The sequence below is a fragment of the Verrucomicrobiota bacterium genome (assembly GCA_016200005.1).
In the GTDB taxonomy this organism is placed as follows: domain Bacteria; phylum Verrucomicrobiota; class Verrucomicrobiia; order Limisphaerales; family PALSA-1396; genus PALSA-1396.
Genome location: JACQFP010000022.1, coordinates 153,313 through 175,920 on the forward strand (window position 1 = coordinate 153,313; position 22,608 = coordinate 175,920).

At 57.3% G+C, this 22,608-nt stretch carries 17 protein-coding genes; 11 read left to right on the forward strand and 6 right to left on the reverse strand.

From position 1 onward, the window contains the following. The first annotated feature begins 5 nt into the window (after nucleotides 1-5). The 3 genes from HY298_07830 (at nucleotide 6) to HY298_07840 (ending at nucleotide 5,397) form a co-directional block, all read left to right on the forward strand. Nucleotides 6-1,010 (forward strand): amidohydrolase family protein, encoded by a 1,005-nt coding sequence (locus tag HY298_07830; protein ID MBI3850184.1) that lies wholly within the window; start codon nucleotides 6-8, stop codon nucleotides 1,008-1,010. Nucleotides 1,011-1,335: 325 nt separating this feature from the next. Continuing rightward, nucleotides 1,336-4,098 carry a hypothetical protein gene (locus HY298_07835; protein ID MBI3850185.1) on the forward strand — a complete coding sequence of 921 codons (2,763 nt, stop codon included), beginning with the start codon at nucleotides 1,336-1,338 and terminating at the stop codon, nucleotides 4,096-4,098. A gap of 108 nt (nucleotides 4,099-4,206) precedes the next feature. After that, entirely contained in the window at nucleotides 4,207-5,397 is a 1,191-nt protein-coding gene (locus tag HY298_07840) for an alpha/beta fold hydrolase (protein ID MBI3850186.1), read from the forward strand. Nucleotides 5,398-5,607: 210 nt separating this feature from the next. On the opposite strand, the gene HY298_07845 is transcribed toward HY298_07840, so the two are convergent. Next, entirely contained in the window at nucleotides 5,608-6,852 is a 1,245-nt protein-coding gene (locus tag HY298_07845; protein ID MBI3850187.1) for an MFS transporter, read from the reverse strand. 59 nt (nucleotides 6,853-6,911) lie between these two features. Next, complete coding sequence (locus HY298_07850) at nucleotides 6,912-8,186, reverse strand: DegT/DnrJ/EryC1/StrS family aminotransferase (GenBank protein ID MBI3850188.1); 1,275 nt, start codon at nucleotides 8,184-8,186, stop codon at nucleotides 6,912-6,914. A gap of 296 nt (nucleotides 8,187-8,482) precedes the next feature. Here HY298_07850 and HY298_07855 point away from each other — a divergent pair, with 296 nt between their 5' ends. The 4 genes from HY298_07855 (at nucleotide 8,483) to HY298_07870 (ending at nucleotide 12,980) form a co-directional block, all read left to right on the forward strand. Further along, entirely contained in the window at nucleotides 8,483-9,799 is a 1,317-nt protein-coding gene (locus HY298_07855; protein MBI3850189.1) for a DUF3748 domain-containing protein, read from the forward strand. Nucleotides 9,800-9,923: 124 nt separating this feature from the next. Then, complete coding sequence (locus HY298_07860) at nucleotides 9,924-10,610, forward strand: DUF1080 domain-containing protein (GenBank protein ID MBI3850190.1); 687 nt, start codon at nucleotides 9,924-9,926, stop codon at nucleotides 10,608-10,610. A 194-nt stretch (nucleotides 10,611-10,804) separates the two neighbouring features. After that, complete coding sequence (locus HY298_07865) at nucleotides 10,805-11,887, forward strand: Gfo/Idh/MocA family oxidoreductase (protein MBI3850191.1); 1,083 nt, start codon at nucleotides 10,805-10,807, stop codon at nucleotides 11,885-11,887. Between the two features lie 181 nt (nucleotides 11,888-12,068). Then, nucleotides 12,069-12,980 carry an ROK family protein gene (locus HY298_07870; GenBank protein MBI3850192.1) on the forward strand — a complete coding sequence of 304 codons (912 nt, stop codon included), beginning with the start codon at nucleotides 12,069-12,071 and terminating at the stop codon, nucleotides 12,978-12,980. A gap of 244 nt (nucleotides 12,981-13,224) precedes the next feature. Here the strand turns inward: HY298_07870 and HY298_07875 are convergent, their stop codons facing one another. Continuing rightward, a complete protein-coding gene (locus HY298_07875; GenBank protein MBI3850193.1) occupies nucleotides 13,225-13,407 on the reverse strand; it encodes a hypothetical protein in 183 nt (60 codons plus the stop codon). A 45-nt stretch (nucleotides 13,408-13,452) separates the two neighbouring features. Here HY298_07875 and HY298_07880 point away from each other — a divergent pair, with 45 nt between their 5' ends. From HY298_07880 to HY298_07890, 3 genes are all read left to right on the forward strand, one after another. Further along, entirely contained in the window at nucleotides 13,453-16,851 is a 3,399-nt protein-coding gene (locus HY298_07880) for a serine/threonine protein kinase (protein ID MBI3850194.1), read from the forward strand. A gap of 106 nt (nucleotides 16,852-16,957) precedes the next feature. Beyond that, nucleotides 16,958-17,707, forward strand: coding sequence for a sigma-70 family RNA polymerase sigma factor (locus HY298_07885; protein MBI3850195.1), 750 nt, complete (start codon nucleotides 16,958-16,960; stop codon nucleotides 17,705-17,707). Nucleotides 17,708-17,761: 54 nt separating this feature from the next. Further along, nucleotides 17,762-18,976, forward strand: coding sequence for a beta-lactamase family protein (locus HY298_07890; protein MBI3850196.1), 1,215 nt, complete (start codon nucleotides 17,762-17,764; stop codon nucleotides 18,974-18,976). Nucleotides 18,977-19,126: 150 nt separating this feature from the next. Here HY298_07890 and HY298_07895 read toward each other — a convergent pair whose 3' ends face one another. Then, nucleotides 19,127-20,020 carry an SMP-30/gluconolactonase/LRE family protein gene (locus tag HY298_07895; protein ID MBI3850197.1) on the reverse strand — a complete coding sequence of 298 codons (894 nt, stop codon included), beginning with the start codon at nucleotides 20,018-20,020 and terminating at the stop codon, nucleotides 19,127-19,129. A 220-nt stretch (nucleotides 20,021-20,240) separates the two neighbouring features. Between HY298_07895 and HY298_07900 the strand changes: the two genes are divergently transcribed. Next, nucleotides 20,241-21,011, forward strand: a complete 771-nt coding sequence (locus HY298_07900) for a M48 family metalloprotease (GenBank protein ID MBI3850198.1) — start codon at nucleotides 20,241-20,243, stop codon at nucleotides 21,009-21,011. Here the strand turns inward: HY298_07900 and HY298_07905 are convergent. Next, on the reverse strand, nucleotides 20,990-21,253 hold the full coding sequence (locus HY298_07905) for a hypothetical protein (protein ID MBI3850199.1): 264 nt from the start codon (nucleotides 21,251-21,253) through the stop codon (nucleotides 20,990-20,992). The two genes, HY298_07900 and HY298_07905, sit on opposite strands and share 22 nt — an antisense overlap. Then, on the reverse strand, nucleotides 21,250-22,596 hold the full coding sequence (locus HY298_07910) for a hypothetical protein (GenBank protein MBI3850200.1): 1,347 nt from the start codon (nucleotides 22,594-22,596) through the stop codon (nucleotides 21,250-21,252). Before HY298_07910 ends, HY298_07905 begins: the two co-directional genes overlap by 4 nt. Between the last annotated feature and the right edge of the window lie 12 nt (nucleotides 22,597-22,608).

Sequence of the window (22,608 nt, forward strand, 5' to 3'; positions counted from 1 at the left end):
GTCGGATGTCGGAGCTGGACCGGCTGCCGTGGTTTGAAACCAATCCGTTCGGACAATTACAGTTGAAAAGCGGTGCCGGAGTGCCCCCGGTGCTGGACATCCATTCGCATGTGGGCTGGAGCTATGGCTTCGCCCGGCCAGTGGATTATCGCGCGCGCAACGAGTTGATCTATTTCTACGATTACGAGGTTGACCAGGACGTGCTAGGTGAGGATCGACATCCGTCTCCCATCGAACAGCCGCAACTGGCCAGGGAGTTTAATTCGTCACTTTACAACTTATCGTCGCGTTCGGCCACGCATACGGCCGCGAATTTCGCGGCGGAGATGGATCGGTTCAATGTGAAACACGCCTGCCTGCTGCCGATCGAAGGGCCAATCATGTCACGCCACGCCGAGGATACAATGCAGGCATCGGCTTTGGACGCGCGGTTCATCCCGTTTGCCGCAGTTTTTCCCTGGCCGTGGGGACGCAGGAAGATCGAGCGGTTGAAGAATCTGCTGTCGCGCGGCGCCAAGGCGGTGAAGGTGCATCCGGAATTTCAGTTCATCGCTGCCGACCATCCGCATCAGTTGAAGCTGTTCGAGTGGTGCGCGGAGAATGCGGTGCCGGTGCTGGCGCATTGCGGTTACACGAGCGCGGAACCAGCGTGGATGCGCGCAAAAGCCGAGCCGGAACGTTTTCGAGTCGCACTACGAAGCTTTCCGAAGTTGCAATTGCTCCTCGCCCACACGGGCCTCTCAAAGCGTGTGGAGACACTGGCCGTGGCGCGAGATTTTCCGAAGCAAGTGTGGCTGGACATTTCTGGTCAATCCGTGCCGGACTTGAAGATGATTCTGGATGGGTTCGACCGCGACCGGATTTGCTTTGGTTCCGATTGGCCGTTTTACCCGCTGGTCGTGGCGCTGGCTCGAACACTCGTCGCCACGGAGGATTGTCCAGGTTACTGGACCGATTTGCTGTTCAATAACGGCGCGCGATTTCTGCGGCTTAACAACGAAGTAGAATAGAACAAGTGTTGCAAATTCTCCCTGAGTGAGCGATGGCCTTGAAGCCTTATCTATCACCGTGAGGTAATCGGTGCATCGATCAGAAACTGTCGCGAAAACTTGATGAATGCGGCGGGTTTAATCAGTGGCCTTGATTCGCGGTGGAAAGGTAGGCGACCGCCCAATTTTTTTGATTAATAATTCTGTTGACTAAATCTATTTAAGTTTCAGAATTTTCTTTGAACACAGGAACCCAGAAGGCCGGCGAAGTCTGACCCAGACCCACCGTCTAGCGCTTTGAGCGGCTGACTGTCCCTGCCAATAAAGCAACAAACCAACTAAGACAATGAAAACCTCTACAATCCGCCCTACACATCTGATGTTATTAGCGCTTCCGCTGTTCATAAATCAACTGGCAGGCGCCGACTATCCATCCTCGGTCCTCAGCGACAACCCGGTGACCTATCATCGATTTAATGATGACACGAGCAGGTCGAATATCAATAAAAACTCCGGCAGCCTCGGTGCCGCTGGCGACCTAACCAACACTTTCAATGTCAAAGCGATTCCAGGCGCTCTTGCAGGGAGCGGGAATCGGGCGCAGTTCTTTCTTGATGGCAATAGTTACGGCATGATTCCCTTCAACGCGGCCGTAAACCCCGACAATACCAAACCCTTTACTATTGAGGTTTGGTTTTATCCAGCCAGCGACCAGATCAACGGCGGGGAGTGCCCCATCAACAACCGCGTTTCTTCGGGCTTCCCCGACAGAACAGGATGGGTTTTCTTCCAGCGCGCGCAAAATCTCGATTATTCTGGCCACGGCGGCTATGAAGGTGTGGGATGGAACTGCCGAATGTATCGCGGCATTGGGGGCGCCAGTGGTCTGGACGTCGTGAGTCAGGTTCCGATGAGCATTGGCACGTGGCAGCATGTGGTCGTCGTTTACGATCCGATTGATCCGGTTACCAATGCAAGCTTGACGATTTACATCAACGGCGTGGCGGCAAATACGAATATTTGGACCGGCGGCGGCAGTGGAACGGATCCGGGTTATACAGCCAACCCGCCTGTTACCGAAGCAGCGCTGTCGCTGGGCGCCTACAATAACACCAGCGGCGCTGGGGCTAATCCTTATTTTGGAGGCATCGACGAATTTGCGTTTTACTCGAACAAACTAAGCCCCGCGCAAATTCTGGCGCACTATCAGAATGGAACAAACGCGAATCGTGCCACACCGTACGAGGCGTTGATCCAATCAGCCAATCCGGTGGTCTATTTGCGGCTCGATGAACTTCCCCCGGGTCCGGACGTCGCGATCAACATGGGCGATGTGCGGAATTCCGGCATTGCGACCCACACCGCTGAAGTCAGGCACCCTGCAGCCAGTGCGCTGGCCGGCAGAACTGACGATGGTGCGGCTGCTTATCACAATCGAAATGGCAGATCAACCACGACCATTCCTTATCTTGATGCAAACAACCCGAACGCAGGCATTCCGTTTACGTTTGAAACCTGGATCAGGCCGATGCGCGACCAACAAGGAGGTCAATGTCCCGTGAACAATCGTTTCGTCGGCGGCACCGGTCGGACAGGCTGGGTCATTTTCCAACGCTTTCCGAACGCTTCCTATGCCAGCGTGCCCGGTATCAACAACGAAGGTCATGGATGGAATTTCCGCATGTATGGCGGCGTGGGGGGTAGCGGTGGCTCTGAGGATCTTAAGACTGAGGCTGACTATACCATAGGCAAGTGGCAGCATTTGGTATTTACGTGGGAGCCTCAAACTGACAATGGCGATCCGGGCGGCAATGGGAATAATCAATGGCAGGGCATTTTAACAGCTTATGTTGATGGGATACCTGTAAAAACAAACACGCCCATCTATGCCGCGAACGTAAATCCTCCTGAGGACGCCAGTGTTCCGGCAGATTTAGGCATCGGTTCCTACAACGCCAAGTCGGGACTGGGCGACAACCCATTCGAAGGAGACATCGACGAGCTTGTAATCTATACAAACTACGTTTTGACGGCTGACCAAGTATTGGCTCACTACCAAGCTGGCACTAATACTCATCCAGCGACGAATTATGAGACGCTGGTACTTACGGCGCCTTACCTGGGAGCGGGCGACCAACGACAAGGACCGCCGACGTACCTCCGCTTCAATGACCCGGCCCGTTTCCCGGCCGCCAACAGCGGCCCGCTCGGTTATTTGGGCGACGGGAATCTTGACTTGACCACCAACATCGCAGCCGGGCCGCAATCGCCGACGTACGCGGGATTCGAGGCATCAAACACAGCTTTGCCGCTTGATGGGATCAAGCAGTGGAGCAGTTTAAACAACCCGTCGGGCCTCAATTTCTCCGGCCAGGTCAGTCTGGAGGCTTGGATTAATCCCACCGCCACCAAAGGAGCCACGGCACGAATCATTTCGCACGGGCCGCCGACGATAACTGATTATCTCACCACGCCGCCCGACGCTCCGGCTGATGGTTCCGTGACCAACAGTTCTCAAGTTTTTCTGCGGATCGATACCGATACGGTCGCCTTAACAACGAACTACGTGGTCGGTTACACTACCATTACTTATACAAACAACACTGACATTAGCAGTAACTTCTATGGCACGAGTTTCGCCGTCCCTGCCGGTGATTTGGGAGGGGCAAACGGGTGGATCCACTTGGTGGGGACTTATGACGGCGCCAATTGGAAACTCTTCCGCAATGGCGTACAAGTCGCCAGCGCCGCAGGAGCGGTAGGTGCGCTGCCGATAAGCAACGGTGACTGGGCCATTGGATCAACAGGCAATGGGTGGGCGGATAACTTCGCCGGTGGCATTGATGAAGTGGCCATTTACGATCCGCCACTCACGCTTGCGAGAATTTGGGCACACTACTACCTAGCGATACACGGCCGCGCAGCCTTCAACCCGAGTATCACGCGTCCTGGCGGCGTTACGACAGTCAGTTGGCCAGCCGGAACGCTTCAGCACGCCGATAACGTCACTGGACCGTGGACGGACCTGGTTGGCGCCCTACCGCCAGGCCCGACGACGTACAATCCCCCGGCTGGACCGACCCAAAAGTTCTATCGCGTGAAGCTTTAGCGCGAAGATGCCGGAGAGCGCAGAGCGGTTTTACATCAGGGTTACATAGGCCGGGAAAATCTTCCCGGCCTCTTTTTTTCGTTGAACTCTGCAATGACTATTAACTGAATGAAGAGGTTCGCAACATTCTTATTTTCACTTCTCGTGGTCGGCTGTGCCACTAGCCGTGCACCGCAGCGGTTCACCGGCCCATGGGACATGAGAGAGTTGCAAACGGTGCCGCCGGCGACGTGGGGACAGCAAACCAATCTCACTCAAGAAGTCTATTACGAAGGCGAACCCTTTCACGGTAAACCAACGCGCATTTTTGCATTTTATGGTCGGCCGGCAACCGGCCCCGGCCCCTTCCCCGCGCTGTTGCTGGTACACGGTGGTGGTGGCAAGGCGTTCCGCGAATGGGCGGAGCATTGGGCGCAACGTGGCTACGTGGCGCTGGCGATGGATTTGGCGGGCCACGGGCCGGACGGCCGACTGCCAGATGGAGGTCCTGATCAGGACGATAAAAACAAGTTCCCGGAATTCACTGACGCCGACGCAAATCAGGTTTGGAGTTACCACGCCGTGGCGGCAGTGATTCGTGGCCATTCGTTTCTGGCAGCGCAACAGGAAGTGGACCGAAACCGCATTGGCATCACCGGCATCAGTTGGGGCGGTTACCTGACCAGCATTGTCGCCGGACTGGATGATCGGTTGAAGGTGGCGGTGCCGGTTTACGGCTGCGGTTTCTTGGACGAGAACAGCGCCTGGCTCGACAGGTTCGCCCAGATGAGTGAGGCGCAAAAGAGAAGGTGGGTGGACAATTTTGATCCTTCCAGATACTTGAGCGGCGTTCGTTGTCCGATTCTTTTCCTGAACGGCTCGAACGATTTTGCCTACCCGCTGGACAGTTATCAAAAATCATATCGGGAGGTGAACGGGCCGATGACTTTGTCCGTAAGAGTTCGTTTGCCGCACGGGCACATCTGGACGTTCAACGAAGTGGATTATTTCGTGGACAGTGTTCTCAAGGACGGCGAGTCGCTGCCACAATTGAAACCAATGAAAATCGCCGATGGAATGGTGAGGACGAGCTTCGTGTCCAAAGTCCCAGTTGTGAAAGCAGAATTGAACTACACGACTGATGTAGGCGAGTGGCAGAAGCGCTTATGGAAAAGTGTGGCCGCTGACATGGCGGATGGGAAGGTAAGAGCGAAACTTCCGTCGGAACGTCCGTTGGTTTGTTACCTCGCGGTCACCGACCAGCGCGATGTCACCGTCAGCACGCCGCATCTCGAGCTTCCAGTCGAACCTGTCAAGTGAGTTATCCGAAGGTGGGGGATCACGCCCGCCCCGGGCGTCGCTGGACGCGCCCTCGCGTCCAGCATGCGGCACTTGATCGCCTATCGAGATGTTGGAAAACTCCGTGCGCCAGGTGTTTTCCGCGAGGGCGCGGAAAACAGCACCCGGGGCGGGCGCGCTCCCTGTTCTGTTTCGGAGGTCGGGTTAATGGCTAAATCACGTTGAGCATCTTCAGAAATTCAGAAGCACACCGTCGGGATCGGGCTTCTTGCTTGCTCTGACCATTGAAACGAAAAGTATCGTCGCCATGCAGGGAAGAATGGAAGCGACAATCACCACCGGCTGGAAGGAAAACCGGTCGCTGACGTACCCGATGAGATAGGTCGTAATCAGCGTCCCGATTCCCGCTGCCGTCCCGCCCAAGCCGCTGACCGAGCCGACGGCCCGCGTATGGAAAACATCGGCGGGCAGCGAGAGAAACATGGTTGAACAGGCCGAGTAGGCAAACGTCGCGTAAGAAAACAACGCCAGCAACACCGCGTAATTGGAACTAAACGCCGCTGGGATCAACAGCAACATGCTCGGCCCAAAGATGAGCAACACGACTCGACGCGCGCGTCCCACCGGCCAGCCGCGCCGGATAAAATAACTCGATAATCCGCCGCCAAAAAAGTTCCCGATGTCCGACGCGAGAAACGGCGCCCAGATGCCGACCATGCTCGCCTCCAGACTGAAGCCCTTGCTTTTCAGATAAACCGCGAACCAATCGCCGACGAAAAACCAGTACGGATCGATCAGGAAACGGCCGAAGACAATGCCCCACGTTTGCCGATAGAAAAGCAGCTTGTGCCATCTCACTTTTGGAAGCGCCGATTCTGCTTTTTCAATCGTGGTTTGCCCGCGCTGGATCCATGCCAGTTCTTCGGGAGCAATACGCGGGTGCTCCTCCGGCTTGTGATAGAGCCAACGCCAGATCACCAGCCACACGAATCCCAGGCTGCCCGTCACCAAAAATGTCAGCCGCCAGTTGCCGAAGGTGTGATAGAAATACAATACTATGAACGGCGCCACCGCGCCGCCGACCGACGAGCCGGCGTCGAACATCGCCACCGCCCACGCGCGTTCCTTCGCCGGAAACCATTCGGAAACTGCCTTGGTGCAGCCCGGATTGTTCGCCGCTTCACCCGCGCCGAGCAGAAAGCGGAAAACGCGAAACCCAACCAAGCCCTGTACCATCGTCATCAAAACCTGCACCGTGGAGTAAAACGCCACGCTCAGAGACAACCCGAGCCGCGTGCCGAGCAGGTCCAACAACCGGCCATTGACGCTTTGCATGAAGGCATAGGCAAATCGAAAGGCGATCAGGACCGTGGCAAAGACCTCGTTGTTCCAGCCGTATTCGTCTTTCAAAATTGGTCCCAACGCATTCACCGTCTGACGGTCGATGTAATTGATCACCGCCATGAAAAACAACATGCCAGCGATCCACCAGCGGAGATATCGGATCGGCTTTGGGCGGGTGAGCGCGTCCAAACTCACAACGTCCTTTCGGTCGTGAGTTTCTTTTGGGAAGTGGGCGGCGCGGCAAAGTAATGCGCCACCTTGCCGATGCCAAAGGCGATTTCTTCGATGTCGCGGTCGGTGTAGTGCTCGTAAAAATTCATCGTGATCCACTGGTCGAACGCTTCCTCCGCCACCGGACAAATGCCCTTGGGATAAGTTCTTTCGCCCAACGGATAAGTGCTGCCGGGGAACGCCGAGCGCTTTTGAAAAACATCATAGAGGTACGTCGGGCATCCGCCTGTGATTTGATGCGCCTCATTCGGCACGCCCTCTGCCGCCAGCGCCGATGCGAATTCCCGCGCTGTGCAATGCAACTTGTCGAAATCGAGTTTGAAGAGGTACAGAAAATAGCTGTGCTGGCAATCGGGCGGGACGGTTTGGGGCGACACTCCCGGAATCTTTTCCAATAGCCGCGTCAGCTTGCGGCCGAGTCGATTCCGGCTGTCCACGATTTCAACCACTCGCTCCAGTTGCGCCAGCGCCACGGCACCCTGCAACTCGGTCATTTGATAATTCGGCGCGAGGAAGAAAGGGTTGCGAATCTTTTCTTCGCGCTGATAGCACTTGTCCAGGAACAGCGACGCCAGATAACGCAGCCGGTCGTCATCGGTCAGCACCATACCGCCCGAGCCGCAGGTGATGTGCTTGAAATGATTCAACGAAAAGGCGCTGATGTCGCCCATCGTGCCGGCGAGGCGTCCTTTGTATTTGCAGCCATACGCTTGGGCGCAATCCTCGACGATCGGCAGGTTGAACTCACGGCCGATATCAAGAATGCCATCCATGTCCGCCGCCAGGCCGCTGTGATGAACGACGAGGATCGCGCGGGTTTTCTTCGTCAAACAACGGCGGACGGCGACCGGGTCCATGTTCAACGTGTCCGGCGACACATCGGCAAAAACGGGGACGAGCCCCTGGTAGAGCAGCCCGGTCAAGCTTCCCATGTCCGTGATGGCGGACGTGATGACTTCGCTGTCGGGCGGCAGTTGCAGCGTGCCCAGGGCGATGTGCACCGCGGCCGTTCCGCTCGAACAGGCGATGCAATGTTTCCTGCCGTACATTTCCGCAAACCGTTTTTGAAATTCATAAACTTTTGTCCCGGAAAAAAAGAAGAGCGTGTCGGAGTCGATGACCTCGGCGAGATAGCGTTTTTCCAGTTCACCGTGTCGTTTGCGTTTGGGAAAAGGGGTGCGCTTGGCCTGCGGACCGCCGTGCAGCGCCAGCTTTTCAGAAAAATCGAAGTTCATGGTTCTATTTCGGCGTTGGCAACCTGCCCAAACCGTAGCCGCCGACGCGAGGAGGCAAACAACAGGCTGCGCTTTTCTGGAAATTCCGCCTCCTGACGTCGTCGGCTACATCGCGGTCTCCGCGGCGTGTGGACAATTCGAGCTTGGACAGGATGAGAATCACCGTAGAATGATGACCACGATCATCGACTTTGAAAATGAAAATTCCGCACAGTTCCTCGTTCAAATGGTTCCATTCCGGTTGGCTGTTGGTCGGAATTGTTTTTGTCGCGGCGGGTTTTTTTATAGGAGGATGCATGAATACTTCAACTGCTACAAAAGAACGACAACTCACCTCTTCGCTGAAGAACCACGAATTGGACAACAACGACAACTTTTCCGCCGACTTGAAGTTTCTTTGTTACGACACGCGTGAAGTTTTCGGGCCGGGCATCGACCGCTCTCGCAGCATCGAGATGGTGGAGATTGCGACCGGCAAGGAAACCGTTCTCTACGCGCCACCTTTCAGCACGAGCGATCAGGCTGCGCCCGGCATCGCCGCAGCTTCATTCAGTCCGGTCGCAAATAAAGTCGCCTTCATTCACGGCCCGCCGTTGGAAACGTTGGCCAAGCGCGGCCCGTACGCCAAAACCAATCGCAACGGCGCGGAAGTCGCCGGCGATGGCTCTGGCAAGCTGACCTGGCTCGATGAGCGCGACGTCGAAACCGGTCGTGACACGACACCGGGCGCGCATCGCGGTGGAACTCATCGGCACGAATACAGTCGCGACGGCAAACGAATCGGCTTCACTTACGATGATGCGCTCCTTCCGCAATACGATCGCACCATCGGTTACATGGAAAAAAATCCGCGCGCACCTGGCCAGGCGACGCATTACTTCGCGTTGCTCGTGTCCGTCGTGCCCAAGGGAACGTCCAAGCCGGGTGAAATCGAATCAGCGTTGGGAGATTCGTGGGTGGACCGCGAAGGCACCATGCGCGCGTTTATCGGCAAGGTCCGCCAGCCCGACGGATTCGCTTACGAACAATCTCTGTTCGTCGTCGATGTTCCGGTGGACGTTGACATCACGACGGCGGATTCCGGTTCTGCTACGCGGTTTCCCCGGCCGCCGAAAGGAGTTCGCGTTCGTCGTCTGACCCATAGCTTTGCTGCGGGAATTGTGCGAGGCAGCTACGATGGCAAGCGCATCGCCTACTTCGGCCACGACAAAAATGGCGTTTCGCAAATCTTCATCATTTCATCGCACGGCTCTGATCAAGACGCCGATCCCAAGATGCGCCCGGTACAGGCGACGTTTTTTCCGCGCGGCACAACCAACGGTGTGCGCTGGCACGCGTCCGGAAACTACGTGGCCTCCATCAGCGACGGCGCGGTGGCGGTCACCTGTGTGAAACCGGGAAAGCAGTTTGGCAAATCGATTTTTCTGACGCCACAGGATGATGGCCCGCAGCGCAAGGACTTGGTCTGGTCGCCTGACGGCAAGTGGCTGGCTTATGACCGGCCCACGCCGACGTTCGATGACAAGGGACAGCTCTTGAAAACTTACAGTGGTCTGGATTTCAGCCAGATTTTCTTGATCGAGACGTCCGATCTCAACCGGCTCTTCAAGTGACAAAGACCGGAAGGAAGCAAACAAGGACTTTCCTTTCCGGCCCGCTTTGGTATATCGACGGCGAGCCGAAGTGCCGACAATGTTCCGCCAATAAGCAACTGTCCGTGTACATCTCAAATTAAAAATGAAAACTCTTTTGAAGTTTTGTCTGGTGGCCTCTGCTGCGTTGTTCTTTGTCGCCGGTTCCCAATCCGCTCTCGGCGGAGAAAAATCCGGCTGGACGGTTCTGTTTGACGGCACCTCCACCGCTGCCTTCCGCGGTTTCAAACAGGATTCGGTTTCGCCGAATAGCTGGGTCATCGACAATGGAACATTGAAGTCGCTGCCCGCGAAGCAAGTTGACCTGATAACCCGCGAGAAATACGAGAACTTCGAACTGGAGCTTGAATGGAAAGTAGCGAAGGAGGCCAACAGCGGCATCATGTTCCACGTCTCCGAAGATGAGCCGGAGACTTACCGCACCGGCCCGGAGATGCAGATTGTCGATGACGCCAACACTTCTGACGGGAAGAACCCAAAGACTTCCACCGGCTCGCTCTACGCCTTGATCGCGCCGACGAACAAGAAATGCAATCCCGCCGGCGAATGGAATAACGTGCGGTTGATCGTGCAAGGCAACCACGTCGAGCATTGGATGAACGGCGCGAAGATTTTGGAATATGAACTCGGCAGCGACACATTGAAAGCGTTGATCGCCAATTCCAAATTCAAAGCCTGGCCGAAGTTTGCCCAGGAAAAGACCGGCCACATCGCGCTGCAAAATCATGGCGGGAGCGTCTGGTTTCGCAACGTTCGCGTGCGCCGGCTCTAATTCGGGCGCAGAGTTCTGAGGTAAACAAATCCAAGCGAAATTCTTTATGCGATTTAAGGAAAAGATTTTGTCACGTGGCAGGGTTCCCCTTCACCCGGTCTTCGACCACCCTCTCCGCATCGGATGGGGAGAGGGAAGTGGTGAGGGGCCGCTTGATCGCATTCACGAATTATCAAAGGCCATTGATATCACTTATGAATAGACGTGTTCGTGTCGGTTTGGTCGGTTCACAATTCATCACCTCGATCCATGCCGAGTCTTTGCATCGATGCGCAGACGCAGAATTGTTTGCCGTGGCCTCGCCCACCAAAGGCAACGCCAAATCCTTCGCGAAGAAGTTCGGCATCCCGCATCATTTCACCGACTACCGGAAAATGCTGGCGATGGACGAGCTGGACATGATCGTCATCGGCGCGCCGAACTTTCTGCATTGCGAAATTACGGAGGCCGCCGCTGGCGCGGGCAAACACGTCGTCTGCGAGAAACCGCTCTGCATGAACCTCGCCGAAGCCGACCGCATGATCGCCGCCTGCAACAAGGCGAAGGTCAAATTGATGTATGCCGAGGAACTTTGTTTCGCCCCGAAATATGTCCGCTTAAAACAACTGCTCGACGACGGCGCGCTGGGCAAGCCGGTGCTGCTCAAGCAATCCGAGAAGCACGATGGTCCGCACGCGCCGCATTTCTGGGACGTGAACCGCTCTGGCGGCGGCGTGACGATGGACATGGGTTGCCACGCGATTGAATTCTTCCGCTGGATCCTCGGCCGTCCCAGAATCAAATCGGCTTACGCCCAGATGGGAACGTATGTGCATGGCGACAAAACGAAAGGCGATGACAATTCCATCTTGATTTTCGAGTTCGAGAACGGGGTCATGGCCATGGCCGAGGAAAGCTGGACGAAACTCGGCGGCATGGACGACCGCGCCGAAGTTCTCGGTTCTAAGGGTGTCGCTTATGCTGATCTACTGCACGGCAACTCGATCGAGACCTACAGTTCCGTCGGCTACGGCTACGCGGTGGAGAAGGCCGGTTCGACCGTCGGCTGGTCGTTCACGATTTACGAAGAGGCGTGGAACTACGGTTTCCCGCAGGAGATGGCGCACTTCGTTGATTGCGTGAAGAACGATAAACAGCCCGGCGTGACCGGCGAAGATGGCCGCGCCGTGCTCGAAGCTATTTTCGCCTGCTACGAATCCGCGCGCACCGGCCGCAAAGTGGAACTGCCGTTCAAGACCACCGCCGCCAAACCGCACGATCTTTGGGGAAAAGATTGAGACGTTACAGCGTGATTGAATGGGGAGCGCAGCCGCCTCGGCTGCTGTTCGGCGCGCCCTCGCGCCGAACTCTCGGTGCTGGCGCAAACTCCAAGCTTTCACTCCGGAAACGCGAAGCCAACGACGAGGGCGTCGTTGGCTGCGCCCGAGGCGGGCGCGCTCCCCGAATTAAATGAAAGTTGTGAACCAAGCCATCGGCATCGACATCGGCGGAACGAAAATCGCCGTGGGCGCAGTCGATGACAAAGGAGCAGTCCTTGCCCGTGCAGAATTTGCGACGGAATCCGCTGCCGGTTTCGACCACGCAAAAAAACGCATCGTCTCGGCAATCGATCAGATCGCAACTCAAGCGGGATGGCGTCGGGAAGAACTTTGCGGCATCGGCATCGGCTGCACAGGGCCGGTCAATCCGAAACGTGGAACAATCCACAATCCCTACACGCTGCCGGGATGGGATGGTTGCGACATCGTCACGCCGTTGAACAAAGTGTTCGGCGTTCCAGTTTATTTGGAGAACGACGCCGACGCGGCGGTATTGGGCGAGGCGTTCGCCGGCGCAGCGCGAGATTGCGCCGATTTGGTGATGCTCACCTTCGGCACGGGCATCGGCACGGGAATCCTCGTGGACGGTCGCATCTATCGCGGCGTGCAGGATGAACATCCGGAAATGGGCCACATTCCCGTTGAGTCGGGTGGCGCGGAATGTTATTGCGGACGCAAAGGCTGTTTTGAATCCGTTGCTTCCGGCAGCGCGATCGCGGAGGCCGGTCGCGCGAACAATTTTCGCGACAGCCAGCATGTCTTTGCGGCGGCAGGGCAGGGGAATGCCGCGGCGCAAAAACTTGTGGATCACGCGGTGCGGGCAACAGGTACAGCGGCGTGGACGATTCTTCACACCTTCCTGCCGCAACGAATCCTTCTCGGCGGCGGAATCATCGACGACCACTATGAACTTTTTGCTTCACCGATTCGTGAAGCCATCGCTGCGGCGACGATGGTGCCGCGACAGCACATTACCGTTGCGAAGGCGCAACTGGGCAATGTTGCCGGCCTCGTTGGTGCCGCCAGCCTCGCGCTCCGGGCAACGCGCTGAAACGTAGCCGCTGAGGTAACGCGGCGGACGACTTTATGCAATGGATCTGGGGAGCGTAGGCCGCTGCCCTGCCGTGTTCGGCGGCCCGCCGAACACTTGGTGCGACAACGACGAGCTGCCGATTGACTCGATCTGAACTCGAACTCTGGATTAAAACAGGGAGCGCGCCCGCCCCGGGCGTAGTTTTCTGCGCCCTCGCGGAAAGCAACTGGCGCACGGTATGATCCAAAACCTCGACAAGCGATCACGCGGCGGATGCTGGACGCGAGGGCGCGTCCAGCGACGCCCGGGGCGGGCGTGATCCCCAACCTCCGTGTTCGGGCTGGACGGGCAGCTTGGACTTCGCCGCCAGGCCGGCGAGGACGGCCCGCGAGCCGCGGGCGCTTCCCAATCCGTGAAGTCGTTCCGCTTCATGAATTCGAGGCACAAAATTCCTGTAACGTTTGCTCGGATTTGCTTCTGAGGTGGGTGTATGAATGAAGCCGTACCGAATCAGCCCATGCCTGACAGCCGGAAATGCCCTCAATGTGGCACGCCGCTCCCTGCGGGAGCGCTCGCGGGACTTTGTCCCGCCTGCCTGCTCAAACAGGGCGCTGCTGCCGATACCGCAACAGCCGGACAGAATCCGCCTTTCAACCCGCCGCCCATCGGCGAGCTCGCCGCGCTGTTCCCTCAACTCGAGATTCTCGAACTCGTCGGCAAGGGCGGCATGGGCGCCGTTTACAAGGCGCGCCAGAAGCAACTGGACCGGGTCGTCGCGCTGAAAATTCTGCCGCCCGGCACCGGTGACACCCCCGCCTTCGCGGAACGTTTCGCGCGCGAGGCGAAAGCCTTGGCCAAGTTGAACCATCCCGGCATCGTGACGCTCTACGAGTTTGGACAGATTCAATTACCTGGTAGCAGCGGACGTGAGTTCGCTCCATCTTCACCCCAGGAAAGTCAGGGCCGACTTACGTCGGCTGCTACCGGGCAGGGAGGTCTTTACTTTTTTCTGATGGAGTTCGTGGACGGCGTGAACTTGCGGCAACTTCTGCAAAGCGGTCGCGTGTCGCCGCGCGAAGCGTTGGCCATCGTGCCGCAAATTTGCGACGCGCTCCAATTCGCGCACGACCAGGGCATCGTCCATCGCGACATCAAACCGGAAAACATTTTGCTGGACCGCCGTGGCCGCGTGAAGGTGGCCGATTTTGGTCTGGCGAAAATTGTCGGAGGAAGCGAACCCCTCACCCCGGCCCTCTCCCCGTCGGACGGGGAGAGGGTGGCCGTCAGGCCGGGTGAGGGGACGCCCGCGCTCACCGACGCAGGCAAGGTCATGGGCACGCCGAGTTACATGGCGCCCGAGCAAGTCTCGCATCCCGCCGACGTGGATCATCGCGCCGACATTTACGCGCTGGGCGTGGTGTTCTATCAGATGCTCACTGGCGAACTGCCCGGCAAACGCCTCGAACCGCCGTCCAGTAAAGTGCAGATTGACGCGCGGTTGGATGAAGTGGTGCTGCGCGCTTTGGAGAAGAAACCGGAACTGCGCTATCAACAGGCCAGTGTTCTAAAAACTCAAGTCGAAACCATTGCAACCACTGCGCAAGCTGGTGGTTCACTTGCAGCCAGTGCGCCGTGGATGTATCGCGGAGTGGATTACCGTTCCAAGATGACGCTCTTCGGCCTCCCGCTGGTGCACGTGGCTTCAGGCATTGACCCCGCAACCGGCAGGCAACGAGTCGCCAAGGGAATCATCGCCATCGGTGGAATGGCGAAAGGAGTTGTCGCGTTTGGTGGTGTAGCGATGGGCGGAGTTACGTTCGGTGGGTTGTCGCTGGGCGTTGTCGCGTTCGGCGGTTGCGCCCTGGGATTGGTGGCCTTTGGCGGACTGGCGATTGCTTTGGTCGTCGCGCTTGGTGGCGGAGCCATTGCGCCCATTGCGATCGGTGGTGGAGCGGTCGGATATTTCGCCTATGGCGGTGGGGCGATTGGAGTGCATGTGCTCGATGCCGTAACGAAAGACCCAGCGGCCGAACATTTCTTCCGGCCTTGGGCAAATGTCCTCCTGACAAACATACAATGGATCAACACCGTCTTCATTGTGATGATAATCGCCGTCGGTGTCGGTGTGCCGCTCTGGCTTCAAATGAGAACCGGCCGCAAGTCATCTGGGGATTCAACACCCGGTGGCAGCCGACCCGCGGACCCTCAATCTGAACTCGATGACAGTCAGCGCCGACTCATGTCGGCACGCACGACGCGACGTCACGGGTGGTTGGCCCTCAGCCTTTTTCTCGCCGGCACGCTCGGTACGTTGTTGTTGATGACGATTTCGCATCGAGACGAACCGGCGCTGATCTTCGGAGGAGTGGCCCTTGTGCTGGCATTTATCTTTGGGGTGATAAGCTGGCGCGAGCCCTTGGGGAAAGCTGTTGTTGTCGGGACACTCGTCTTGTTTACCGGCCTGGGAATCACCGTTGCAATACTCACCGAAGTGTGGGTGGTGCCGACAAGGAAGGCGGAAGCGGCGGCACGTCAGCGAGAAGCAATGGAGCGCCTCAAAGCCCTAAGCGCGCAAGAAATGGAAAAACAAAGGGGAAGCTTCGCCTTCAGCCCGGTCCTTGCTGTGGTTCTCACAAATCTTTCGGCAATGGAAATTGCAGACTTCGACGAGCTTGGCCGCCTTACGACCTTGCGTCCAATAATCGCGATGCCGGAGTCGGTGACGAATTCGAACCGTGTTGGCGAAATCGAGGATCGCGTGTTCGGTTTCATGGAGCGCATTGGAGCGGATTTCTCCAATCCGGGCGATGGTTGGATTTATGGCCTCACGCTCAACATGGTCACCTTCCCGCAGGATGAATGGGATAAATGCAGCCCGGAGCGGCTGGCAGAATCACTGCGCGGCAGCAGCGCTGAATCACGGGTGAAGTTTGGCAAAGACAGCCCAACGAGTTACACCTTCGGCTTCAAGAGAAGGAATGGCGGGCTTGGCCTCCTGCAAATCACCGGGTTCACCGAGAACCCGCGCGGCGTGAAGATTCGCTACAAGCTGGTACAAACCAAATCAGCCGCTTCCACAGTTAGCCGTAAACCTGAACCCTCTCAGCGCAAATTTGTCCGTTTGGTGGTGGACAAAGCTGCGATGACATTCGAAGGCCAGCCGACGACTTGGGACGACGTTGCCGCGCTGCTGGAAAAGGTGCCGGAGCGGAAGAACACGGTGTTGGAATGTGCAGTCACTTCGGATCAGATCACCGTTCAGCAACAGAACGAATGGTTTGGGAAATGCAGTGCTTTGGCACACAGCCTCGGCTTTGAATACGCGAGCTTCATCGGCATTCACCCGCTTGGGTCGAAGGGGACATCTCCGCGCGACAATTTCCCCATCAAAGCGTCCACGCCGACTACTTTCGGGCCGGTTATCGAGAGAACAATCAACGATCTCGATGAGCAGCAGGGCAACGAAGCCCTCGGTCTGTTGACCGGCAAGCTGCTGTCGTTGCCCGCTGAGATGGGCAAGTGGCCTCAGCAATCCCGCATGGACTGGCTGCGCACCAATCAGGTTGATCTGCTGGTGGATTATGCGAAGCAGCGCTGGGCCTTAATTGGCTTTGGATGGAAAGTAGGCGATCTGTCGGATGACGGCTGGGAGCGAATTGTGCCCGGCGGTCTTGAGGCAGCACTGGCTGCAGGAACCCGACTGTTGGAGCCGCGAACAAATCCGAGCGGCTCATTCCACCTGCTCCCCACGAATGCCCCCACACCGCTGACCTTGGCGTTTCAAACTCCCACGGGCGATCGAGGCGTTTTACAAATCATCGGCTTCACCGACAACCCGCGCGGCGTGAAGATTCGTTACAAGCTGGTGCAGAACGCGGAGAAGAAGTAAATCCCAGATGGATACCGATGAGCGCAGATCACTGAGATCACGGGATCCGTACTCTTTCCATCTGCGTTAATCTGTGTTCATCTGCGGTTAGACTTTTGGATCTGGAATGACCTCCGAACATACGAACCAGTCCACGACCGCGACGGGCGACATCTTTGCCACGACGCATTGGACGGTCGTACTCGCAGCGGGGCGCAAGCGCACGCCACAAGCAGACGTCGCCTTGGAGGAGCTTTGCCGCACCTACTGGTTTCCGCTCTACGCCTACGTCCGGCGGCGCGGTCACTCGAAGGAGGACGCCGAAGACCTCACGCAAGCCTTCTTCGCGCGCTTCCTGGAAAAGAATTATCTGGAAGGACTCCGCAGCGAGAAGGGGAAGTTCCGGGCTTTCCTGCTCACGGCGTTGAAACACTTTCTGGCCAACGCGTCGGACCGTGCCCATCGCCAGAAGCGCGGCGGCAGTTTGACTCCGCTCTCGCTTGACTGGCAGGACGCCGACACGCGCTATCAGCTCGATCCCGCCGACGAACTCAGCCCGGACAAACTCTACGACCGCGCCTGGGCCGTGGCATTGCTCGAACGGGTCATCGTCCGTCTGCGCGACGAGAGCGTCGCTGAAGGCAAGTCGCAACTATTCGAGCAGTTGAAACCCTTTTTGATGATCGGTAAAAGCGCCATCCCGTATCCGCAAGCGGCCGTACAACTCAACCTGACCGAAGGCGCGGTGCGCGTGGCTGTCCATCGTTTGCGCAAGAGGTATCGCGAGTTGCTGCGCGACGAGATCGCGCAAACGCTTTCCGACCCGGCGCAGGTGGACGAGGAGATGCGGGCGTTGTTTAGCGCGTTCAACAGATGAGGGGACGTAATTCGGGGTTGAGTCTCTGGGTTTGCCGCCTAGCATGGCACGCGGATGAAGATCGATACCAAATCCTTCGGTTGCGGTCTGGCCGTGGGTGCATTGGTAATGCTCGTTTTCTGTGTCGCGCTGCTGTTGGTGGCTGTGATGGTAAAGCAGCAGCGCGAAGCCAAGGTCAGCACTGCGAAAAGCTATCCAGCTTCGGCCTTTTGCCCGCTCGTGGGCGACGAAGCGGTGACGAGTGCGCTGAAGCCCATTCGCCAAAGGTTTGGCGTGCCGGCGATGGCGGCGGCGGTGGTAACGAGCGAGGGCATCCAGTTCGTCGGCGCGGTCGGCATCCGTAAACGCGACACGGATATCCCCGTCACGCTCACCGACCAATGGCATCTCGGCTCGGACACCAAAGCCATGACCGCGACGCTGATTGCGCGCCTGGTCGAGCGGGGCCAGTTGAAGTGGTCCGCAACCCTCGCCGAGGTGTTCCCCGACCTCGCACCGCAGATGCATCCCGATTTCAAAACCGTCACGCTGCTGCACTTGCTCTCCCACCGGGCGGGTCTGCCGGCGAATCTGGACCTCGCCCAATATCCCGGCGACGACGTGGTGGCGCTACGCTCGCGCGCCGTGCGGGAGGAACTCGCGAAGAAACCGCGGCACGCGCCCGGCAGCGTCTGCGAATACTCGAACCTCGGTTACATCATCGCCGGGGCCGTGGTGGCGAAAACCACCGGCCAATCATGGGAACGCGCCGTGAGCACCGAGTTATTTGAGCCGCTGCAAATGAAAGCTGTTGGCTTCGGCGGCACGGGCACACGTGGCCAAATTGATCAACCGTGGCCGCATCATGGCGACGGCAAACCGATGCCTGAAAATGGCCCGGCGGTGGACAACCCGCCTGTGATGGGTCCGGCGGGGCGCGTGCACTGCACGATTCAGGATTGGGCGAAGTTCATACAGGATCAGTTGCGCGGCGACCGGGGCGACCAGGCGTTGCTGAAGCCCGAGACGTATCAGAAGCTGCACACGCCGCCGTTCGGTGGCGATTACGCTTTGGGATGGATCGTGGTGCAACGCGAATGGGGCGGCGGCACCGTGTTCAATCACGCCGGCGACAACGGGATGAATTTCGCCAACGTCTGGATCGCCCCGCAACGCGATTTTGCGATCCTCGTCTGCGTGAATCAGGGTGGCGACACGGCCTTCAAGGCCACCGACGAAGCCGTGGGCGCACTGATGAAATTGCACGACGAAAAGCCACCAGCCAAGTAACCCGCCGTGCGCGTGGCCGTGCATCGGCTAAGGAAGTGTGACCGTCAAATGCTCCACGACAAATTCGCGCAAACGCTCCCCTACCCGGCGCAAGTGGACGAGGAGATGCGCGCTTTGTTCACCGCGTTCGGGAGTTGACCGGCATCGAACTCAATCCACCAAGACCGGCAGCCCCGGAATCTTTGTCCGAATCCGATAGACCGACTTTGAAGCAGTAATAAACAGGCTGCGGAAATCGGCATCTCCCCATGCGAAATTGGCCGTGTACTCCGGCACGCGGATGACTCCCAGACAAACCGCGTCGGGCGTAAACACGTTAATGCCGCCCGGGCCGCAACAATACAAGTTGCCCATCGAATCGATTTTCATTCCGTCCGGCGCACCCGCACCTTCGCCTTTTGTCTCCGCCCACACTTTGCCGGCGCGCAGAGATCCATTCGGATTGAGGTCGAAGACACGAATATGCTGTCGGGCGGTGTCGTTGATGAAGAGCCGGCGACGGTCGAGGGAAAAGCAAAGCCCGTTGGGACGGTCAAAGTCATCCACCAGCAGCGTTGGACATTTCGGATCAGCGCCGACCCGATAGACGCCTTGAAACGGGAGTTCCTGTTCGCGCGGGACGCCGAAGAATTTCACGCGACCATAAGGCGGGTCGGTGAAATAAATACCACCATCCGGTGCGCACACGATGTCGTTGGGACTGTTGAGTTGCCTGCCTTGATAGTGCGTGGCGATCGGCGTGATGTCGCCGGTCGAAGCACGGCAGGTCACCTGACTGCTCGCGTGTTCGCAAGCCAGAACATTTCCCGCCCGGTCATACGCCAGCCCATTCGCCATGTTCGACGGCTTGCGAAAAGTGGTGACACCATCCCGCTCCGACCAGCGCTGCAATTGGTCGCCCGCAATGTCGCTGAAAAGAAGAAGGTGCTCCTTGGGATGCCACAGTGGTCCTTCGGTAAAGCGAAAACCCGTGGCGATTTTCTCGAACCGAACTTCCGCGCCGACGACCGACGTGAAGCGTTGGTCCCGAATTTCAACGCTCACTGCGGTTTCCTTTCATCGGAGTGGGGTTCCAGTGCGGAGCGATGGGTTTGCTATTCGTAAACTTGCGAGCCGGGTTGAGCAGTCTTTTCCTTGACCGGGCGTTCCCGCACCATATTCTTCCCGTTGTATGACTCATAGAATGCGTTTCCAAATTTAGTTGCTAAGAGTCATAAAATGTTTCAACCCATATCTTAAATCCAAATAGAAAGGAAAACGCATTATGAATAGTCAGTTCCCGGAAATCAAGGTTGGCGGAGCGCCAGTGAATGCTAAGATGCACATCGAGGAGGGCACTGGTTTGGCGGTGTTCGGTGCATTCTTCTTCGCGATCATCGGAACGCTCTTCGGGATTCTTGTTTCGTACGGCATACTCCTCATTATCCTGCTCTTCTACCCATTGTTCGCATGGTACCTCCACAAAAAGGCAACGGCGCTGATCCACGGTTCAGGTATCCGCGTGAGTGAGACGCAATTTCCGATGATTCACCATTGTGTGAAAGACCTGGCTGATCGGCTTGGTCTCAAAAAAGTTGTCGATGTGTACATTGTCGAGGCAAACGTCGCTAATGCTGCGGCAGTGAAGTATGGCAAGAAGAACGTCGTCATTCTCACCGACCACCTGATTCACGGATGTCTTGCCGCCGGACATCCCAATGCGCTTGCGTTTGTCATCGGCCACGAACTCGCACACATTACCCTCAACCATAACGGCGTGTTTCGATCGTGGATGGCTCAACACATGAAAAAGCTCGGACGCCTCGACGAGTATTCCGCAGACTCAGTCGCCTCCGCATTGGTCGGTGAGAGGGAGGTGGCATTCCACGGTCTCTTGCTGCTTACCGTCGGCTACGCCTTGCTGCCGTATGTGGACCCGGAAAGCATTGTTCAGCAAGCCCAGGAGGTCGCTTCCAATAAGTACTCAAAGAAAGCTGAAAGGACACTGACGCATCCACTCCTTCTGAATCGGCTTCATCGAGTATTGCAAAAATAGAAAGAGGCCAACAGGCGAAGGCAGGCGACAGGATGGCATGACAAATCGTCAAGCTCACGCCATTCTGCTTCAACGGTGAGATCCGGAACAATTCCGCTTGGAACGGTCGCCAGAGTTCCAACCCAATAACGTTCTGGTTTCCCATTGTAGGTTCGCTGCGACCAGCCGAAAGCAATCCACATAATCACGGCAAACACAGCGATCAGGAAAACGCTCAACTCAAGAAGGATGCGTTTCTTCATAAAGCAGCGGGCTGGTTTCTCGCGTGGGTTTTAATGTAGTGGTAATGAAACACAATGACGCCCGAGAGAATGAAGAGGATTACATAGTAGATGCTGAACACCATTTCATTCCACACCGTGGGCGGGCCGGTCACCAGTTGAGCGAGCACATTCTGAATTATCAGCACGAGCCAGATGAGCCGGTAGGCGTGCGGAAAGACGTCGCCTTGATAACCTTTCGGCAGGGGACGCAGTCGAATGCGCACGGCCAACGCCACCAGAGTCAAGAGCATCAAGGGAGCGATGATGTTCCAAAGGACGCGTTCCCAATGATTTTCGTTTATGCCTTGAACGTAGATGTTGGCACATCCTCGGATGCCGTTCTTGATGGAGTTGCCCAGACCGATCACCAGTCCGGCGTAAGCGCCAAAGCGTTCGAGGTTCGGGCGTTCATTGGTCAATGGCGCGCCTTGTTGAACCGCTCGCTCAGTTTCGGAGAGCCTGCGGTTTGCAAGAAAGAAGGCGAGGCCGTAAGCGATCCCGATGCTGATGCCGCCGGAGGATTCCCAGCAGCGCCAAAAGTTAAAGCTCGCGTTCGGCCAGAGTCCGTGCGCCCATTTCCAGTTTTGAAACAGCGACCATCCCAACCCATTCACCACGCCAACGGTTGAAATGAGGGTCACGTTCTTCCAATCGCGACGGCAGATTTCATAAAGCAGGAAACCGAGGTAGAGACCAAGGTGCATAATCGCGGCACGGCAGTCGCCGATAAGCCGTCGAAGATTGGGGTTCGCTTGCAAGTCCGCGTATTGCGCGGTCATGGATTTGTACATCGGCAGGAAAATTTCCGGAAAGTGGTTGTAGAGAAACCTGGCCAGGTAGGCCATGCCGATGCCGCAGGCGATGCGGAGTCCCCACTGCCAGCAGCGGGTGGGACGTTGCGAGCCGCACCAGGCCAGCATACACGCGCCGAGACCAGCCCACGGCACGCCCGCGATGAACAGCCAGAGAAATCCATAAGCTCTCGCGATGTGGACGAATTCACCCTTCGCGGTGTTGGTCTGGAGATGGCCTTCAAAGAAACTCGGCCACTGCATCCAACCTCTCGCGCCGGAGATTCCAATGCCGATGGTGAGCGCGAGGATGATCCATCCCGATGTGTAGCGCCGGGATTGCTGCCCACTTGGATCGCGCGAAATGAACCACCAGGCCGTACCCCACGTCACTCCGGCGAAGATGCATCCCTTCATCGCGCCGAAACCGGAGCAACCGCGAATGGCCCAGGTCATCGCGCCCAAGGCGGCAAAGAGAATCGTGGGAAGGAAAAGGTCATGAGCCAGGTCGCGGCGATTGTTGTTGGTCATGGTTGAATCGTA

Excerpts from the sequence above, each read along its gene's own strand:
- HY298_07865 (MBI3850191.1), top strand. The coding sequence starts at position 10,805 with ATGAATAGACGTGTTCGTGTCGGTTTGGTCGGTTCACAATTCATCACC.
- HY298_07845 (MBI3850187.1), bottom strand. The coding sequence starts at position 6,852 with ATGTTGTTTTTCATGGCGGTGATCAATTACATCGACCGTCAGACGGTG.
- HY298_07910 (MBI3850200.1), bottom strand. The coding sequence starts at position 22,596 with ATGACCAACAACAATCGCCGCGACCTGGCTCATGACCTTTTCCTTCCC.
- HY298_07900 (MBI3850198.1), top strand. The coding sequence starts at position 20,241 with ATGAATAGTCAGTTCCCGGAAATCAAGGTTGGCGGAGCGCCAGTGAAT.
- HY298_07905 (MBI3850199.1), bottom strand. The coding sequence starts at position 21,253 with ATGAAGAAACGCATCCTTCTTGAGTTGAGCGTTTTCCTGATCGCTGTG.
- HY298_07850 (MBI3850188.1), bottom strand. The coding sequence starts at position 8,186 with ATGAACTTCGATTTTTCTGAAAAGCTGGCGCTGCACGGCGGTCCGCAG.
- HY298_07855 (MBI3850189.1), top strand. The coding sequence starts at position 8,483 with ATGAATACTTCAACTGCTACAAAAGAACGACAACTCACCTCTTCGCTG.
- HY298_07840 (MBI3850186.1), top strand. The coding sequence starts at position 4,207 with ATGAAGAGGTTCGCAACATTCTTATTTTCACTTCTCGTGGTCGGCTGT.
- HY298_07890 (MBI3850196.1), top strand. The coding sequence starts at position 17,762 with ATGAAGATCGATACCAAATCCTTCGGTTGCGGTCTGGCCGTGGGTGCA.
- HY298_07830 (MBI3850184.1), top strand. The coding sequence starts at position 6 with ATGTCGGAGCTGGACCGGCTGCCGTGGTTTGAAACCAATCCGTTCGGA.
- HY298_07860 (MBI3850190.1), top strand. The coding sequence starts at position 9,924 with ATGAAAACTCTTTTGAAGTTTTGTCTGGTGGCCTCTGCTGCGTTGTTC.
- HY298_07880 (MBI3850194.1), top strand. The coding sequence starts at position 13,453 with ATGAATGAAGCCGTACCGAATCAGCCCATGCCTGACAGCCGGAAATGC.
- HY298_07885 (MBI3850195.1), top strand. The coding sequence starts at position 16,958 with ATGACCTCCGAACATACGAACCAGTCCACGACCGCGACGGGCGACATC.
- HY298_07835 (MBI3850185.1), top strand. The coding sequence starts at position 1,336 with ATGAAAACCTCTACAATCCGCCCTACACATCTGATGTTATTAGCGCTT.